Consider the following 13,925-nt stretch of genomic DNA (forward strand, 5'->3'; position numbering starts at 1 on the left):
TGTGATTTAATGAGCCAAAGCGATTACTCGCTCTCCTCACGAACCTTTGTGCAAGACACCAGCACTTTCAAAAACAAAGCACCACAATCGACAATATGATAGGCAGGCTGACGTTTTGAGCTTCGCATAATCTGAGTGATCGCCTCCAGAAGCTCTTCCAATCCGAGATGCATCTCTATCTGAATATTTTCCTCATCCATTGCATTGTTGCAAAGGCAGAAAACACTACTTTCTGTGCCAAGAATACCAGGCCATTTGTTGGCGAGCTGCTGTGAGACAGTCCCGGCAATCAGCTCTGCAATCGTATTTGTGCAGTGAGAGCGTACCATGTTGTGGTAAGTGGCAACGGCCATCACATCATTAAAGGTATATCGGGTCCAGCCTTGGCGCTCGCCCTCAAGCACCAATTGCTTCCGCCGCCTCCAGACCCGCAACGTCTCGATATTCATCCCAACGATCTTGGCAACTTCGGACGCCGTATATGTACGGCTGTAAGTGTCACTCTTCCCAGTCATGTTCGACTCACTTCTTGAATTGGGTCGAGAGTACCACTTTATCTAAATGGGTCAAGTGAAACGAAAATGAATCTTCTAACTGATTGGTTTAGATGGAGTACTGTGTGTTGGGAGTTATGAAGAAGCTTAAGAGATGGGCTGAATGCTTTGTTTGCGATCTACCACTAACCAGACGTTTGTGTACTTTTATTAAGGATTGAGGCAACGTCAGGCGATGAGGCGATGAGGCGATGAGGCGATGAGGCGATGAGGCGATGAGGCGATTGGTTTGTGGGATAGGAAGTTCTCTACTCGGTATTAAGCGCTCATTGCAGACGTTGGTCAGAGCACAGAGCCTTGCTGGTGTAGCAAGTCGCTTGTGACCATAAGCGGACATTCGTCATCGCTTCGGAGTCACATTGTTCTTTTACTCTTGCTACTTCTGATTGTAGGAATTTTCAGGCTTGGGGTGTGAGTGGCACCCCATTTATGCCAAGCAAATCAACCATCACCTACAGGTGCTGAGACACCAGTAGACAATGGCTAAGTTACTTAGTGCTACGCCATCGCCCCTTACTTCTCCTTGAGTGCATGAGCGATTTGGTCCTGGAGGGGTTTTACGAAGTAGGAGAGGACTGTGCGTTCTCCGGTTTGGATGAAGCCTTCGACGGGCATGCCGGGAACGAGGGTCTGGCCGTTCAGCTTTGGCATCTCGCTTTCCAGGATCTTCAGGCGTGCCAGATAGAACGGCTCGCCGGTGACCTCATCACGGGTCAGGTCCGGGGAGACGTTGAGCACGGCAGCACCCAGCTCCGGCGTGGTGCGCTGGTCGAAGGCGGCAAGGCGCACATAGGCATCCTGCCCAACCTGCAGCTGGTCCACATCGATTGGCTGCACCCGGCTTTCGATCACCAGTTCGCTGTCTTCGGGCACCACCAGCATCAAGGTATCTCCTGGTGCGATCACGCCGCCCACGGTATGAACCGCAAGCTGGTGCACGTAGCCGGACTGCGGCGCGCGGATATCGATGCGTTTCAGACGGTCTTCAGCGGCAACTTCCTGTTCTTCCAGTTCTGCGATCTGAGAGCGGATGGTCTGCAGGTCAGAGAGCACCTTTTCAAGGAACTCCTCATCCAGTTGCAGGATCTGCACGCGCTTTTCGCTGATGGCTTCCTTGGTCTGGGCGATCTGGGAGATCAGCCCGCCGCGGTCACCAATCAGCTCGGCGCGTTCGCGTTTGATGGCGGTGACCTGAGAGGCATTGATCAGGCGTTTTTCCAAAAGCGAGGAGAAGTCAGAAAGTTGCTGGGTGACCAGATCAATGCTTTCTGCCTTGGCATCACGCTGCACCTGCAGGCCTTCAATCTGCTGCTCCAGCTGAGCGATCTGCTCGCCAAGCTGTTTCTTGCGGCCTTTGATGCCTTGCTGGCGGGCGTCAAACAGAGCCTGTTCACCATCCAGAGCTGTGGCGGCGATCTCGTCAGTCTTGGCCAGCTCAACAAGAGTTTGCGGGAAGATCACACGCTGCTCGCGGCGCCATTCGGCAGAAAGGCGGGCTTCCTGAGCCTGCATCTGATGCAGACGCTTGCGGGTGATGGCAAGGTTGGCTTTGACCACAGTCTCATCAAGGCGGAACAGCACGTCACCGGCTTTGACCTCATCGCCATCTTTGACGAGGATCTCACCGACAATGCCGCCTTCCTGATGCTGGACCTTCTTGGCCTGACCATCAACCGCGATGGAGCCGGAGGTGATCACCGCGCTGTTGATCTTGGCAACAGAGGCCCAGCCTCCAAGGCCAACAACCAGAACGCCCACAAGGGCAATACCCCAGCGCAGGTGTTTTTTACGAGAAGACTGAATGGAGGAAAGTGTTGTTTGCTCAGGCATGTGGCACCACGCTCAATGGTCCTGTTTTTGCTGCCGCTGGCGCTGGCTTAGTGCCGGGGGCCGGAGCACCAGCTGGTGCAGGCACGCCGGTTGGGGCGCTGATTTTTGGCAGGACTTCTTCTTTCGGGCCAAAGGCGGCCTGCTGGCCATCCTTTACAACAAGCAGCAGCTCAACGGCTGAGATCGCGCTTGGGCGATGGGCCACCACAATCACGATGCTGCCGTTCTGGCGCATCAGTTTGATGGCGCGGGTCAAGGCCGCTTCGCCTTCTGCATCCAGATTGGAGTTTGGCTCATCCAGCACGATCAGGAACGGGCTGTCATAAAGCGCGCGGGCCAGACCAATACGCTGGCGCTGACCGGCAGAAAGCAGAGCACCGCCTTCGCCAACCTGTGTATCATAGCCATCTGTCAGGCCGGTCACCAGCTCATGCACATTGGCAAGCTGGGCGGCTTCGAGAATTTTCTCGTCATTACGCTCAGGTGCAAAGCGCGAGATATTTTCAGCAATGGTGCCGTCGAACAGTTCCACGTCCTGTGGCAGGTAGCCGATGGCGGTGCCAAGGCGGTCCTCAGACCACTGGCCCAGCTCGGCGCCATCAAGGCGCACGGAACCGCGATGGATCGGCCATACGCCCACAAGGGCGCGCACCAGACTGGTCTTGCCGGAGCCGGACGGACCGATGATGCCCATGCCGTCTCCGGCCTTGAGCTCAAAGTTGACGCCGGCCAGCGTGACAGCGCGCGCACCTGGAGGGGCCGTTGCGATCTGCTGCACATTGAGGGTCTTGCTTGGCAGAGGCAATTCGGTTTCTGGTGCGCTTTCATCCAGACCTTCCAGCGCTTTTTCCAGACGGGCACGGGCCTGACGGGCAGCGATGAACACGCGCCACTGGCCAACGGCCTGCTCAACAGGAGACAGAGCACGGGAGGTGATGATGGAGGCTGCAATCATGACACCGGGAGAGACTTCCTGCAGGATCGCCAGCCAGGCGCCAACAGCCAGAACGGCGGAGCCGAGCAGGAAGCGGAAGGCCTTGATGGCGGTGGCAAACAGGGAGGCGCGGTCACCTGCCTTGGTCTGAGCATCATAAAACCGGGCGTTGGCTTCATCCCACTTGTTGGTGAGCGTGGAGCTCATGCCAAGGGCGCGCACCACTTCCGCATTGCGGCGGGCGCCGGTGCGGGTGTTGCTGCGTTGAGCGTTCTGCGCAGCCAGTTCTTTGGCAGGCGCACGGCTCATGAACTCGTTGGCAAGCACAAGCGACAGAATGATCACGCACCGGCCAATGCCAGAATGCCAAGCCAGAAGTGCAGCACGAACACCAGACCCAGATAGATCGGCATCCATGGAATATCGAAGAGCGCGGCTGGACCCTGACCACCCCAGAACTGGCGCATGGTCTCCAGATCACGGATCGGGTCGACGTTTTTGCCGGTGTTGCCCATGCGCAGCGGCACGCGCAGGTTGGCAAGAAACGCGGTGCGCGACAGGCGGGCGTCGATCTCCTGGGAGATACGCGACAGGCCGCGGGCGCGAATGCCTTCCAGCAGGGCGAAGAACAGGTAGAGGATACCGGTGAAGCTGGCGATGATCACCAGTGTTGGAACACTGTGGCTGGCCAGAACCCGGTCATAGATCTGCAGCATGAACATTGGGCCCGTCAGCATCAAAAGGTTGATGACCAGACTTAAAACCCCAACGCCCGCATACCCGGACCGCGACGCACCAAACGCCTCAGATACCAGCGGGCGCTGAGTTGAAAGAGATTGTAGAGAAGACATGTTTCACTCAGGATCAGTAAGTACGGAACCTATTAAGGCAGGCCAGACAGATCGCAGCCGTTTCCGGCCTAACCAAAATTGACAATCCCACCAGTGGTCAGAGAGACACGGGCCGTCTCTGGCCCGTGTCCTATCGATTTCTTAGGCTATGAAATCACCGTAAATGTCGATTTCGGCAATGTGCAGATAGTCTCCATCTGGGTGAGTGACGAGCACTTGATCACCAACAATACCCCCAATATCAAACATCTGATTATGGTCTGATGTCAGTTCGGAAGATGTCCAAACCACATCCCCATCATCCAGTATCTTGATTTTCGCTCCGATCAAGCGATCACTTGTGAGATCGTTATCCTGACGGTTCTCAAGGTCGATAAACTCAATCAATGCATCTTCACCCAGATTGATCCTCAACCAATGAGATTTATCGCTCCCCTTTGTGTGGTTGAATGTTCCGGTGTCACCGTCGAGCACGTTGCTTACGAGATGTTTGTTGGCGCTGGACATGGTGCTGGATTGCTTGACGGCGCTGAAGTCCAACGTGTCTGTCAGGTTTGTGAACTCATCGTTGTACGCGCGTTCAGCTAGTGCGGATGTCGCAATGGTCACATCGTATTTTGATGCATCGGTTTCATTTGCTGAGACACTTGTGAGGAAGGACGATTTATCCAGTCCTGTCCAAGTCACTGAGTTGCCACTATCAATAGCAAGGCTGTTGCCTGATTTGGATAGCGACTTCATCAGCGCATTGTAATCCGACTTACTGAGCCCTTCGAAGACCAAAACATCTTTGGTATCCAGGTCGGTGATCGTGTCTTTGCCAGAGTCCCCGGTAAACACAAAGGTGTCAAAGCCGCCACCGCCAGTCAGACTGTCGTTTCCACCAGCACCTGATAGGATGTTCTCACCATTGTCACCTTTGATGGTGTCATTCCCATCTGATCCAATCACATTTTCGAAGTAATACAAGACATCGGTATCTTCCGTAATGTCTTTATCGCCATCATTGTTGGTCACAATCGAATAAGTTGCATGGGAAACTGAGTAGTAGATGCCAAGATTTTCATTCCAAATCTTTGTGCCCAGATCAACGACGACGGAATCAGCTCCAAAGAAAGCTATAGTATCGCTGTCGGCAGAGCCGTCGAGGTTCTCGCCGCCATTGATGATATCTTTGCCTGCCCCTCCAAACAAAAGATCATCACCACCCATGCCATACAAAACCACCTTATCAGCGTAGTATCCGCTCTCTTGAGCAGTTTTGTTGGCCTCTGTTGGCACAAACCCGCCGAGGATGTCATTCAGATTAGTCCCCACCAAGTGTCGTTGTCATCTTCATTGTCGTAGATCGTCCAACCTGCATAGGCGCCCAAATCCATGTAAGCCACACCGGAGCCAGCCATTTCGCCGGTCCAACCTTCATCCAGCTCCTGTATTTCGTCTCCGAAGTAGAGGCTGGTTCCGTCATAGCTGACATAGCTTTCCTTCAAACTTGCTCTGAGCCCATCCATAATTTCACTATTGATCGTGGCACCCTTGCCATTTACGGTCATATAGTCTGGAAAGAAATCAACAAGGTCGTCAGCCCATTTGACGCTGAGGATTTCGTAGTCTACGTTGTCGCGATTGTCCCGCAATGTGAATGCGTAATCGTTACCCGGCTCCCATGCGAAGAGGTAGTTTTCACTAGCACCTTCCGCGGTATTCCCCATCGGATCAGGATATGATCCTCCAGCGGATTGAAGTCATTGACTACAGCTTCAGAAGTCGTGCCCCAGTCTGCATCAATGGTGAAAGTTGTTTTCCGGGAACCCGTCATTTTATAGAAGGTGTCAAAACCGGAGGCTACGGCTCTTACAGTATTTCCGCCCAGCCAAGCCAATTTGCTATAGCCCCCAAAACCGGAGACCAGCAGGCCGGCCGTATCCAGGATCGACGTCCAGCTGTTTCCCTTATCGCTGAAGGCTGCTGAAATATCGAGAACGAAGTCACTGGTGTAATCGGTGCTGCCATCGCCAATGATGAACATGTCTGCACCAGAACCGCCCCAAAGCTGGTCACTCACGGTTTGGTCTTTCATCGAGCCGGAGGAGATAATATCGTTCCCTGTTCCTCCATAGATTGTATCAGCGCCCGTGCCGCCATCCAGAATATCATCGCCGTCATAACCGTAGATTGTGTCGTGGCCTGAACCACCATAGGCTATGTCGATATTGTCTGTTGGGCCATACAAAGTATCATAAAATGCTGCCCCATGAATGATGTCATTACCTTCACCACCATGCATTTTGTTGGCGCTTTCCGCGGTATTGCCGGATGAGCCACCCCAAATTGTATCATTTCCCTTGCCGCCTTTGAGCAGATCAGCTCCTGAACCGCCGTAGATCGTATCCACGCCATCTCCGCCTTCAATGTGGTCATCGCCTCCATAACCGAAGAGCGTGTCGTTTCCTTTCCCGCCATAAAGGGTGTCGTTATGTTGTGTACCCTTCAGCGTGTCATCACCACCCTCCCCATAGGCAGTAACTCCATAAGACAGACCACTAAAGTCGGCGATATCATTCTGACCGGTGAAGTTGAAGATCTCAATATTGTGTGCCGTGACAGTTAAGCTACTGAACGAGTTTGTATATTCAGTTCCGTATCCCCCTACGACTGTGACCGTGTCTTTGTCGACAACTTTAAGATCAATCGCTGCGATGTCCGGGCCATCGTAGATCAAAGAATCTATGCCATCATAACCGTAGTAATGGAGATGTGGGTTTTTCTTTGCTTCTCCGCTTACCTTGCGCAATGATGCAAGAGTAACATGATCACCCTGGTCGGAACCAAAAATGTCGAAGTTACTCTTCTTCTTTTTGATTCCACTGAATGTTTCCCTACCGGTAACATACTCATTTTTGCTATTGATGTATCTTGATCCCATTTGCTTATCCATGTGCCAGGCCGTGCATTCCATGCCGCGCAAACGTCAGGTATGTGCGTTGCCTTGTTTCCCAGGACAGGATTGTCCAGCTCATACATGGATACTGCGGGCCTGACTTGAGATCTCGTGACAAACTGTGACAAACGCCTGCCACAGTTTGTCACTCCGATTAATCGTAGGCATGCAGAGGAAGGCGAAGCACTGCTTGCAGCCCTCCTGTGGGGCCGTTCAGCAAATGGACGCTGCCGCCGTGGTCGACCATAATTGTCTTGGTGATCGTCAGACCTAAGCCAGTGCCGGGTACATGTTGGGTCAGGCGCTCGAAGGGTTGGAACACGCGTTCGAGTTCATCCTCCGGAATGCCTGGGCCTTTGTCGGAGATGGTCACAATAGCTTCATCTCCGTCTTTTGATACACAAGCGCGGGCTTCTCCACCGTACTTACAGGCATTTTCAACCAGATTAGACAGACACCGTTGGATCGCGTTTACGCGACATGACACGATCACAGGTTCTGCGTCTGTCATCTCAACAAGTGCACCTTGCCCGTAGTGTTCTTCAACCACCACATCCAACAAAAGTGCAAGGTCAACCTTTTCAAGATTACCATCTCGCATCACTGCACGCGAGAATGACATGATCGAGTCAATGTTGGTCTGCACACGATTTAGACGTGTCTCGATCTGGTTCTTTGTAGTGTCCGGTTCAACAGATCCAACAAGCCGCTGGACCGCTGCCAAGGGGCCTTTAAGATCATGAGCAAGGCTGCGTAAAAGGCCGATTTGATAATCCACGGTCTGCGTGACACGCTCATTCATCCGATTGAAGGACTTGATGATTTCTTGAGTGTCGCGTGGGCCTTCTACAGCCAACTGAGACGCCAACTCACCACGACCAAGTCGCTCTGCCTGATGCGAAAGATTCCAGAACGGCCGCATAATGCGTCTGCTGATTAATAAGAGGACTATCGCGATCAAAAGTGAGGCGAGGCTTGATATTATGAGTTTCGTGTAAACTGAGTTGATCGGTGGTAAGCGCCTGAGCTGATAAACAGTTAGCCAATCGCCTGTAACATCATGGCGCAATGCTACTCTGTGAACTTCAACGCGTGGTTGGCTCCGAAGTAGGTTCATAAAATTGCCTGGCGGGGCTTGTTTCTCTTTAAAAACCCACTCCGGGACACTTTTGCGGTCAAACTCATGCACCCAAAGTGTTCGCGGAGGTTCTCCCAATCCCAAAATCGGTGAGCGTTCTGCAACCATCCCCTGGCGGGGAGGGGGAGTTGGATAGCCTCGTTCTGTGACAACAACCTCTGAGACAGGTAAACCTGCTCGTGTGTACCAGGAAAGCGCTTCGGCCTCGATATCTGGACGGCGCACATCACCTTCAAGGACGGGCTTTTGAGGTCCCCATTCCATATGAATAGCTGGATTGGATAGGGATTGCGCATACCTTGCTCTCTGGTCTTTTGGCAGGATAAGACCTCCGCGAAAAGACTGGCCAGCCAACGTGATATGACGGGTTGTTTGACCTTCAGTCACAAGTTGCACGTCAGCAATGCGTGCTACAATCACATTTATAACTTGAACTGCCAGCACCAACCCGATGACGAGCAACATAAGTTGTTGACCGAGCGTAAGACGCAACGACAACCTCATTGTTTTTATCTTTCTAATTTGGCATTGGCACATTTTGACGCGAAGACTGCATCTGATGGGCACGCTGCAAATCCCATTGAATAGTTGAGGCCTGCACTTGATGAGTGAAAGCATTTTGATCGTGGACGATGATCACGCCCTCGGGGAGGAGCTGGGAAAAGCTTTGATCACCGCAGGTTACACAACTCATCGCACGACGAGTGTCCCTGAAGCTCGTCAGGTTTGGAACAAGACGAAAATTGACCTCTGCTTAGTCGACATCGTTATGCCTGGCCCCTCTGGCAAAGTGTTTTGCCGCGAAATCAGAGAGCGTTCTGATGCCGCTATCATTATGATGAGCTCACTCAGCGATCAAGACACGATCATTGCACTGCTTGATATTGGTGCTGATGACTACATCGTCAAACCATTTACTTTTCCGGAGATGATGGCGCGCGCAAGAGCCGTTTTGCGTCGTCGCAAAGATCACATCCAGCCACATTCAGCGTCTACACTGCAGATTGGAGACTGGACATTCGATCTTCAGTTGCGCCGCCTTTCCAACGCTGACGGTCTTGCTGTACCACTCACGCAAAGCGAAGCAACGGTTCTTCGATTTTTTGCGCAAAGCCCTGGCGTTGTTTTCTCCAGAGAAGACATTCTTGCCGTTGCGCGGACACGCCAACATGCTGGCAAGGACGACCGTTCTGTTGACACCCTAATCAAGCGTTTGCGGCGCAAGATTGAGGTTGAGCCTTCGAGCCCCAAACACATCCTGACGGAATGGGGCAAAGGCTACACTTTCCAGAACTGACAGGCTGGCGAGCTCACCACACCACATTCAATTATTGACTGGGGCTTCTCTACCCAAAGCTCTGTTAAACTTACTCAAGAACAGATCTTTGCCCTTAATGAGACGCGTAAGGAAGTTTCCGACTGTCATCAAAGACAAGAAAGAGTTCCCTTTTTCAGGACCAAGGGGGATGAGGATCATTTGCTTGTTATCAGGTGCAAAGGCTTTCTGTTCTTCCAGTTTTTTGCCTTGAGAGACAGCACGCAATAGCTTGGCAAGCCAAGGTGCTTGCCGGTTAATTGCTATAACTGTCATGGGATCACCGTTGTCAGCGACATCTCCAACGGCAAACACATTCGACAAATCAGATGGGCGCATCCAGGGATCGACTTTAACTCTGTTGGCGCTGCTCTTTTCGACGCCCGGCAAAGCTTCCAGTAGCTCAGAACGTGCACGCGATCCAATGACTGGGAATATCAAGTCGGCAGAGATCTGATCTCCATTGCTGAGTTTCAATGTCCCTGAGTATGGCTCATTCAAGCTTTTCAGGTTCTCAGCCATAGCTCCAAGAATGACTTTGACACCTGTTGCTTTCAGCTTTGCTTCAAGATTACGGCCAAGACGACTTGGGAAGTCTGGGAAAAGAGTCGAAGCAGACGAAACTAATGTAACTTGCTTGTCAGGCATAAAGTGAGAAATCTCACCCGCTAACTCAGTCCCAACCGCACCAGCACCAACTATCGCGACAGAACGAGCAGCCTTCAGTTGTTGATGAACATCTGCGTGATCATCAAGAAGCGCTTTGATGCTATTTTCCTTTGGTTTGAATGGTGTCGCATTCGCAGAACCGGTTGCCACAATGATGTAATCGGCAGGCACATGTTCTCCATGTTCCAGCAAAACTCCGTTCGCCTCGACACTCTGCGCCCTTCCATGAATTATGGAGCCCTGCTTGAGCAAGCTATCATAGGGGATTAAGGCACGTTCCAGGATCTTTGGCTGGACAACCGCTCTTACCATTGCAGGCGTGTGAACAAAATGGGTGTTCTGCTCAATGAGAGTTACGTTCATATGCGCTTCTAAAGATTTAGCTAGCTCAATTCCGGCAAACCCGCCGCCGATTATTGCAACACGCTTTTTCATTGTTTTTGCCTTCCGAAAATACGATGAATGCTCACAAGGACCTGAGTAAGCCGCTTGTAGGCAGCATGACTGCTTGAGCGCAGCCTCTAATTAAGGTATGTAATAGTAGATATCGCAAACCATGGACCATTGTCAACGGTATATATTATGAAGATTGGCGAACTAGCAGAAGCAACCGGCCTAACCAGAGATACCATTCGGTTCTATGAGCGGAATGGGCTGATCAAATCTGAGGCAGGCAAACAGGCAACCAACTCCTACCGTGACTATCCGGAGGAGCTGGTTTTCCGACTGAATATCATTCAGCAAGCAAGAGATGCAGGAGTTTCCGTCTCTGATATTAAAGCAATATTCGACGCACTGGACGGAAGCTGTGACCCCGCTGACGCAAAACTGGTAGTGGCAGAGAAAATCGCAGAGTTGGAAGCGAGTAAGCAGCAGATAGAAAGCACGATTGCCTTCTTCAAACAACAGCTTGCCAACTTGTAGTTCGAGCCGATGTTTGGGGTAACCATGCCAGCGTTTGTATGACTTGCTGCATTGCCATGAAGTAAATCATGCGAACGAGAACAGATTAATATTGGAGTTAAGCAGTTTTACAACTCATCGAGTTGGAGTAACCTATCATTAAATCATCAAGTAAGCGATAATTCACAAGTAAAATTGTAGAGTGTTAGATGGAGATCTGGCGAGCCTTTAAGCCAACTCTGCATACTTCAATCCTGGATTGAACTAGCTGAATGTCCGCTGTTGGCCCCATGCATCATTGATATTTGAATAATAGTTGCTATGAGTAGAAGTGCGCGGTGATAGTATTATTATATATGGTAGATATCTCGTAGCGTATTAATTCTGCAAATTAGAGTGCTTGTCGGTATAGCAATTTTGTTTTAGTAAGCAATAGTAGCTCGCTACAGATATTACTTTAGGTTTGCATTAAAATAGATAATTTAGATATTTACATTTATACTATAGTATCCGAAGAAATAAGCCATTCGGATACTATAGTATGTATCGACAAACTCAGAATGCGGTTTCCACAAACGCTTCAAAGCCTACATTTACACCTGAGAGCTCATTCCCGTTAAACTCTGCAACTAGTAGATCGTTGTCGATTCCGCGATGCAGCTCATTAAACAACTTCGCGTAATGCTTGCTAAAACCGATATGCGGTTGCGTATAGGCTTCGATGGATTGTTCATCAGTAAGTTCAAACACGCTGACATCTTTTCCGACTTTGCGACTAATAATCTTAGCCACCTCCAAAAAGCTCAGATTTTCACCGTGAATTTCATCAATAATTTTTCCCGACCACTTGTCTGACGTTAACCAGCTGACGGCACGATCTGCAATGTCATCAGTAGAGTTGTATATCGTTTTGCTTTCAGCTTTGACCGGGAGAGGGATTATGCCTTTCTCATCAATAGGATTTTTAAACCAGAGGAAGTTTTCCATGAAATAGCAAGCTCTAAGATGTACAACACTTGCAGCAGTACGATTGAGTTCTTGCTCAACATGGAACAACCCAACAATTGGTCCTGTCCCATATGGCAGGTGTCCTCCATATGATGATTGAAAAACAACCCTAGGGATCGCATTTGCAATCACCGCATCACGAAATTTTTTGCCTTGTTCAATAAAATCCTGGAGATAGGTATCTGAGCTGTTACTCGGAGGGACCACCATATAAAGAACATCCAAATCAACTGTGCTTTCAATGAGTTGATCTAAGTCAGTAATGTCACAATTAGTGACTTTTACTGTGTCCCCATACGTTTCATAAGATTTTTCCGGTCGATGATCTAACAGGACTAGGTCGTGCTCTGAATCGGAAATCAAACGGCGCACTATTTTACTTCCAACGTTGCCACGCGGCGTAGTAATACCAACCTTCATTTTTTTCTCCATCGTGATGATATTTATGTAGAGCGGTCAACTTTCTGCAGAACGAATGTGTCGCCTGCTTCGATGGGGCTCTGTGCCTTCCAGAGTTTAGGGTTAGAAAACTCATCGGAAAGCTTCTTAGCTGTGTCTCGATCCGCTAAGGCGATGTTTGCACAGACGAGGTAACCTCCTGAATTTAAGAGATTTTGTAGCTTCCGAATGATCGGAATAGTGGGTGCAAAACCATCAAAGAAAATTAAATCGTATCCAGGTGTCAGCTGTTTGAGTGTCCTTTCAAAATCACCATGGAACAATGTTACTTGTCTGGATAAGCCAACTTCTTTGATATGTTGGCTAGCGAGCTGAATGTGAGTGGCATCCGCATCAATTGTGTCTACTAGCGCAACTGGTGAACTAGAGGCCAGACAACATGCTGTATAGCCAAGTGCCGTTCCCAACTCGAGAATACGCTTTGGACGCAGAGCTGTTGCCAACTTTACGAGTGCGGCTCCATCTTCATATGTGTAGGCTCCACAACCGTGATCTTGTTGATGTCGTCGAGTAGCCTCTTGAATTTTTATGTACGGATCAACCATCTTAAGAACAGCCCTTCTTACTCGAATGAGACAACCTTTTTATCGTGTTAGTGTTTTTCTATGGGCTAGAACTTCTTTTTTTATATCAAATCATACCAACGACGTTTCTCTATCGGATGTGTTGCATTTAAGAAATAAGGCAAAGAATCCAGTTATTTACAGTGTTGAATACTAGGCTAATGAGTAGCGCCATTGTGTATGCACTTAATAGAACCAGGTACCGCACGAATAATTGATTGGAGTGCTATGCAGCTTTGTTCCGTTAACTTCGTTAGTGCCTGAATTACTTCAGGATCTTCCTGACTTTCTATAATGATGCTCACTTCGACCCCATTGCTCTGGCCTTCTTGACTCTGAGTCGCTGGTTCAACGGCAAGCATCGTGCTGAAATGCATTTTTAACTCAACCTTGAGGCTTTCAATCGCGATTTGTTGATGGTGTATGAACTCTTGCAGATGTGTCAGAAGACAGAAAGCAACACCAGAAGTGAAGTAGCTCAGAGGAGAGGGAGCTTCATCACTTCCCCCCATTGCTTTCCCCTCATCACAGTGAATAACAAAGTTGCTCCAGCTTGGCGCGTTAGGTTCAACCTCGGCAATTTTTTGCATTCCATTCAGGGGTTTGGCGACGACATTCAGCTCAAAGTCGAATGAAGATCCTCTGCGTGGGGGCTTGAAAGGTGTAACTTCAAAACTTTCTGGTTGAACAGCTTCTGCTTTTTTTGAAACAAGGGGAAACATTTTGAAGATCCAACTCTCAGACTATTTTATTATTATTT

The 13,925-nt window shown here is 50.0% G+C and carries 12 protein-coding genes and 1 pseudogene; 2 read left to right on the forward strand and 11 right to left on the reverse strand.

The window, feature by feature from the left end; all coding sequences use genetic code 11:
- Nucleotides 1-23: 23 nt before the first annotated feature.
- The 7 genes and pseudogenes from JCM12308_RS13770 to JCM12308_RS32765 all read right to left on the reverse strand — a co-directional run bounded on the left by JCM12308_RS13770 (nucleotide 24) and on the right by JCM12308_RS32765 (nucleotide 8,866).
- Complete coding sequence (locus JCM12308_RS13770; RefSeq protein WP_054784133.1) at nucleotides 24-515, reverse strand: MerR family transcriptional regulator; 492 nt, start codon at nucleotides 513-515, stop codon at nucleotides 24-26.
- A 552-nt stretch (nucleotides 516-1,067) separates the two neighbouring features.
- Nucleotides 1,068-2,384 (reverse strand): HlyD family type I secretion periplasmic adaptor subunit, encoded by a 1,317-nt coding sequence (locus tag JCM12308_RS13775; protein ID WP_054784134.1) that lies wholly within the window; start codon nucleotides 2,382-2,384, stop codon nucleotides 1,068-1,070.
- Nucleotides 2,377-4,169: pseudogene (locus tag JCM12308_RS13780) on the reverse strand (type I secretion system permease/ATPase). Before JCM12308_RS13780 ends, JCM12308_RS13775 begins: the two are co-directional and overlap by 8 nt.
- Before the next feature lie 141 nt (nucleotides 4,170-4,310).
- Complete coding sequence (locus JCM12308_RS13785) at nucleotides 4,311-5,486, reverse strand: galactose-binding domain-containing protein (RefSeq protein WP_054784135.1); 1,176 nt, start codon at nucleotides 5,484-5,486, stop codon at nucleotides 4,311-4,313.
- The gene (locus JCM12308_RS13790) at nucleotides 5,471-5,806 is read right to left on the reverse strand and encodes a hypothetical protein (RefSeq protein ID WP_054784136.1); all 336 of its coding nucleotides are present in this window, start codon (nucleotides 5,804-5,806) and stop codon (nucleotides 5,471-5,473) included. Before JCM12308_RS13790 ends, JCM12308_RS13785 begins: the two co-directional genes overlap by 16 nt.
- On the reverse strand, nucleotides 5,782-7,107 hold the full coding sequence (locus JCM12308_RS13795; RefSeq protein ID WP_164845310.1) for a calcium-binding protein: 1,326 nt from the start codon (nucleotides 7,105-7,107) through the stop codon (nucleotides 5,782-5,784). The genes JCM12308_RS13790 and JCM12308_RS13795 overlap by 25 nt, the downstream gene beginning before the upstream one ends.
- Before the next feature lie 157 nt (nucleotides 7,108-7,264).
- Nucleotides 7,265-8,866: a HAMP domain-containing sensor histidine kinase gene (locus JCM12308_RS32765; protein WP_083417435.1), complete on the reverse strand. Its 1,602-nt coding sequence runs from the start codon at nucleotides 8,864-8,866 to the stop codon at nucleotides 7,265-7,267.
- On the opposite strand from JCM12308_RS32765, the gene JCM12308_RS13810 reads away from it, so the two are divergent.
- A complete protein-coding gene (locus JCM12308_RS13810) occupies nucleotides 8,853-9,545 on the forward strand; it encodes a response regulator transcription factor (RefSeq protein WP_054784140.1) in 693 nt (230 codons plus the stop codon). The genes JCM12308_RS32765 and JCM12308_RS13810 overlap by 14 nt on opposite strands.
- A gap of 27 nt (nucleotides 9,546-9,572) precedes the next feature.
- Here the strand turns inward: JCM12308_RS13810 and JCM12308_RS13815 are convergent, their stop codons facing one another.
- Nucleotides 9,573-10,667 carry an NAD(P)/FAD-dependent oxidoreductase gene (locus JCM12308_RS13815; protein ID WP_054784141.1) on the reverse strand — a complete coding sequence of 365 codons (1,095 nt, stop codon included), beginning with the start codon at nucleotides 10,665-10,667 and terminating at the stop codon, nucleotides 9,573-9,575.
- 147 nt (nucleotides 10,668-10,814) lie between these two features.
- On the opposite strand from JCM12308_RS13815, the gene JCM12308_RS13820 reads away from it, so the two are divergent.
- Nucleotides 10,815-11,156, forward strand: a complete 342-nt coding sequence (locus tag JCM12308_RS13820; RefSeq protein WP_054784142.1) for a MerR family transcriptional regulator — start codon at nucleotides 10,815-10,817, stop codon at nucleotides 11,154-11,156.
- A gap of 534 nt (nucleotides 11,157-11,690) precedes the next feature.
- Here JCM12308_RS13820 and JCM12308_RS13825 read toward each other — a convergent pair.
- The 3 genes from JCM12308_RS13825 to JCM12308_RS13835 form a co-directional block, all read right to left on the reverse strand.
- Nucleotides 11,691-12,563, reverse strand: a complete 873-nt coding sequence (locus tag JCM12308_RS13825; RefSeq protein WP_164845311.1) for an NmrA family NAD(P)-binding protein — start codon at nucleotides 12,561-12,563, stop codon at nucleotides 11,691-11,693.
- A 23-nt stretch (nucleotides 12,564-12,586) separates the two neighbouring features.
- A complete protein-coding gene (locus JCM12308_RS13830; RefSeq protein WP_054784144.1) occupies nucleotides 12,587-13,147 on the reverse strand; it encodes an O-methyltransferase in 561 nt (186 codons plus the stop codon).
- Nucleotides 13,148-13,323: 176 nt separating this feature from the next.
- Nucleotides 13,324-13,887, reverse strand: coding sequence for an OsmC family protein (locus tag JCM12308_RS13835; protein WP_054784145.1), 564 nt, complete (start codon nucleotides 13,885-13,887; stop codon nucleotides 13,324-13,326).
- Nucleotides 13,888-13,925: the final 38 nt, after the last annotated feature.

The organism is Pseudovibrio denitrificans JCM 12308 (assembly GCF_001310815.1).
GTDB classification, from domain to species: domain Bacteria; phylum Pseudomonadota; class Alphaproteobacteria; order Rhizobiales; family Stappiaceae; genus Pseudovibrio; species Pseudovibrio denitrificans.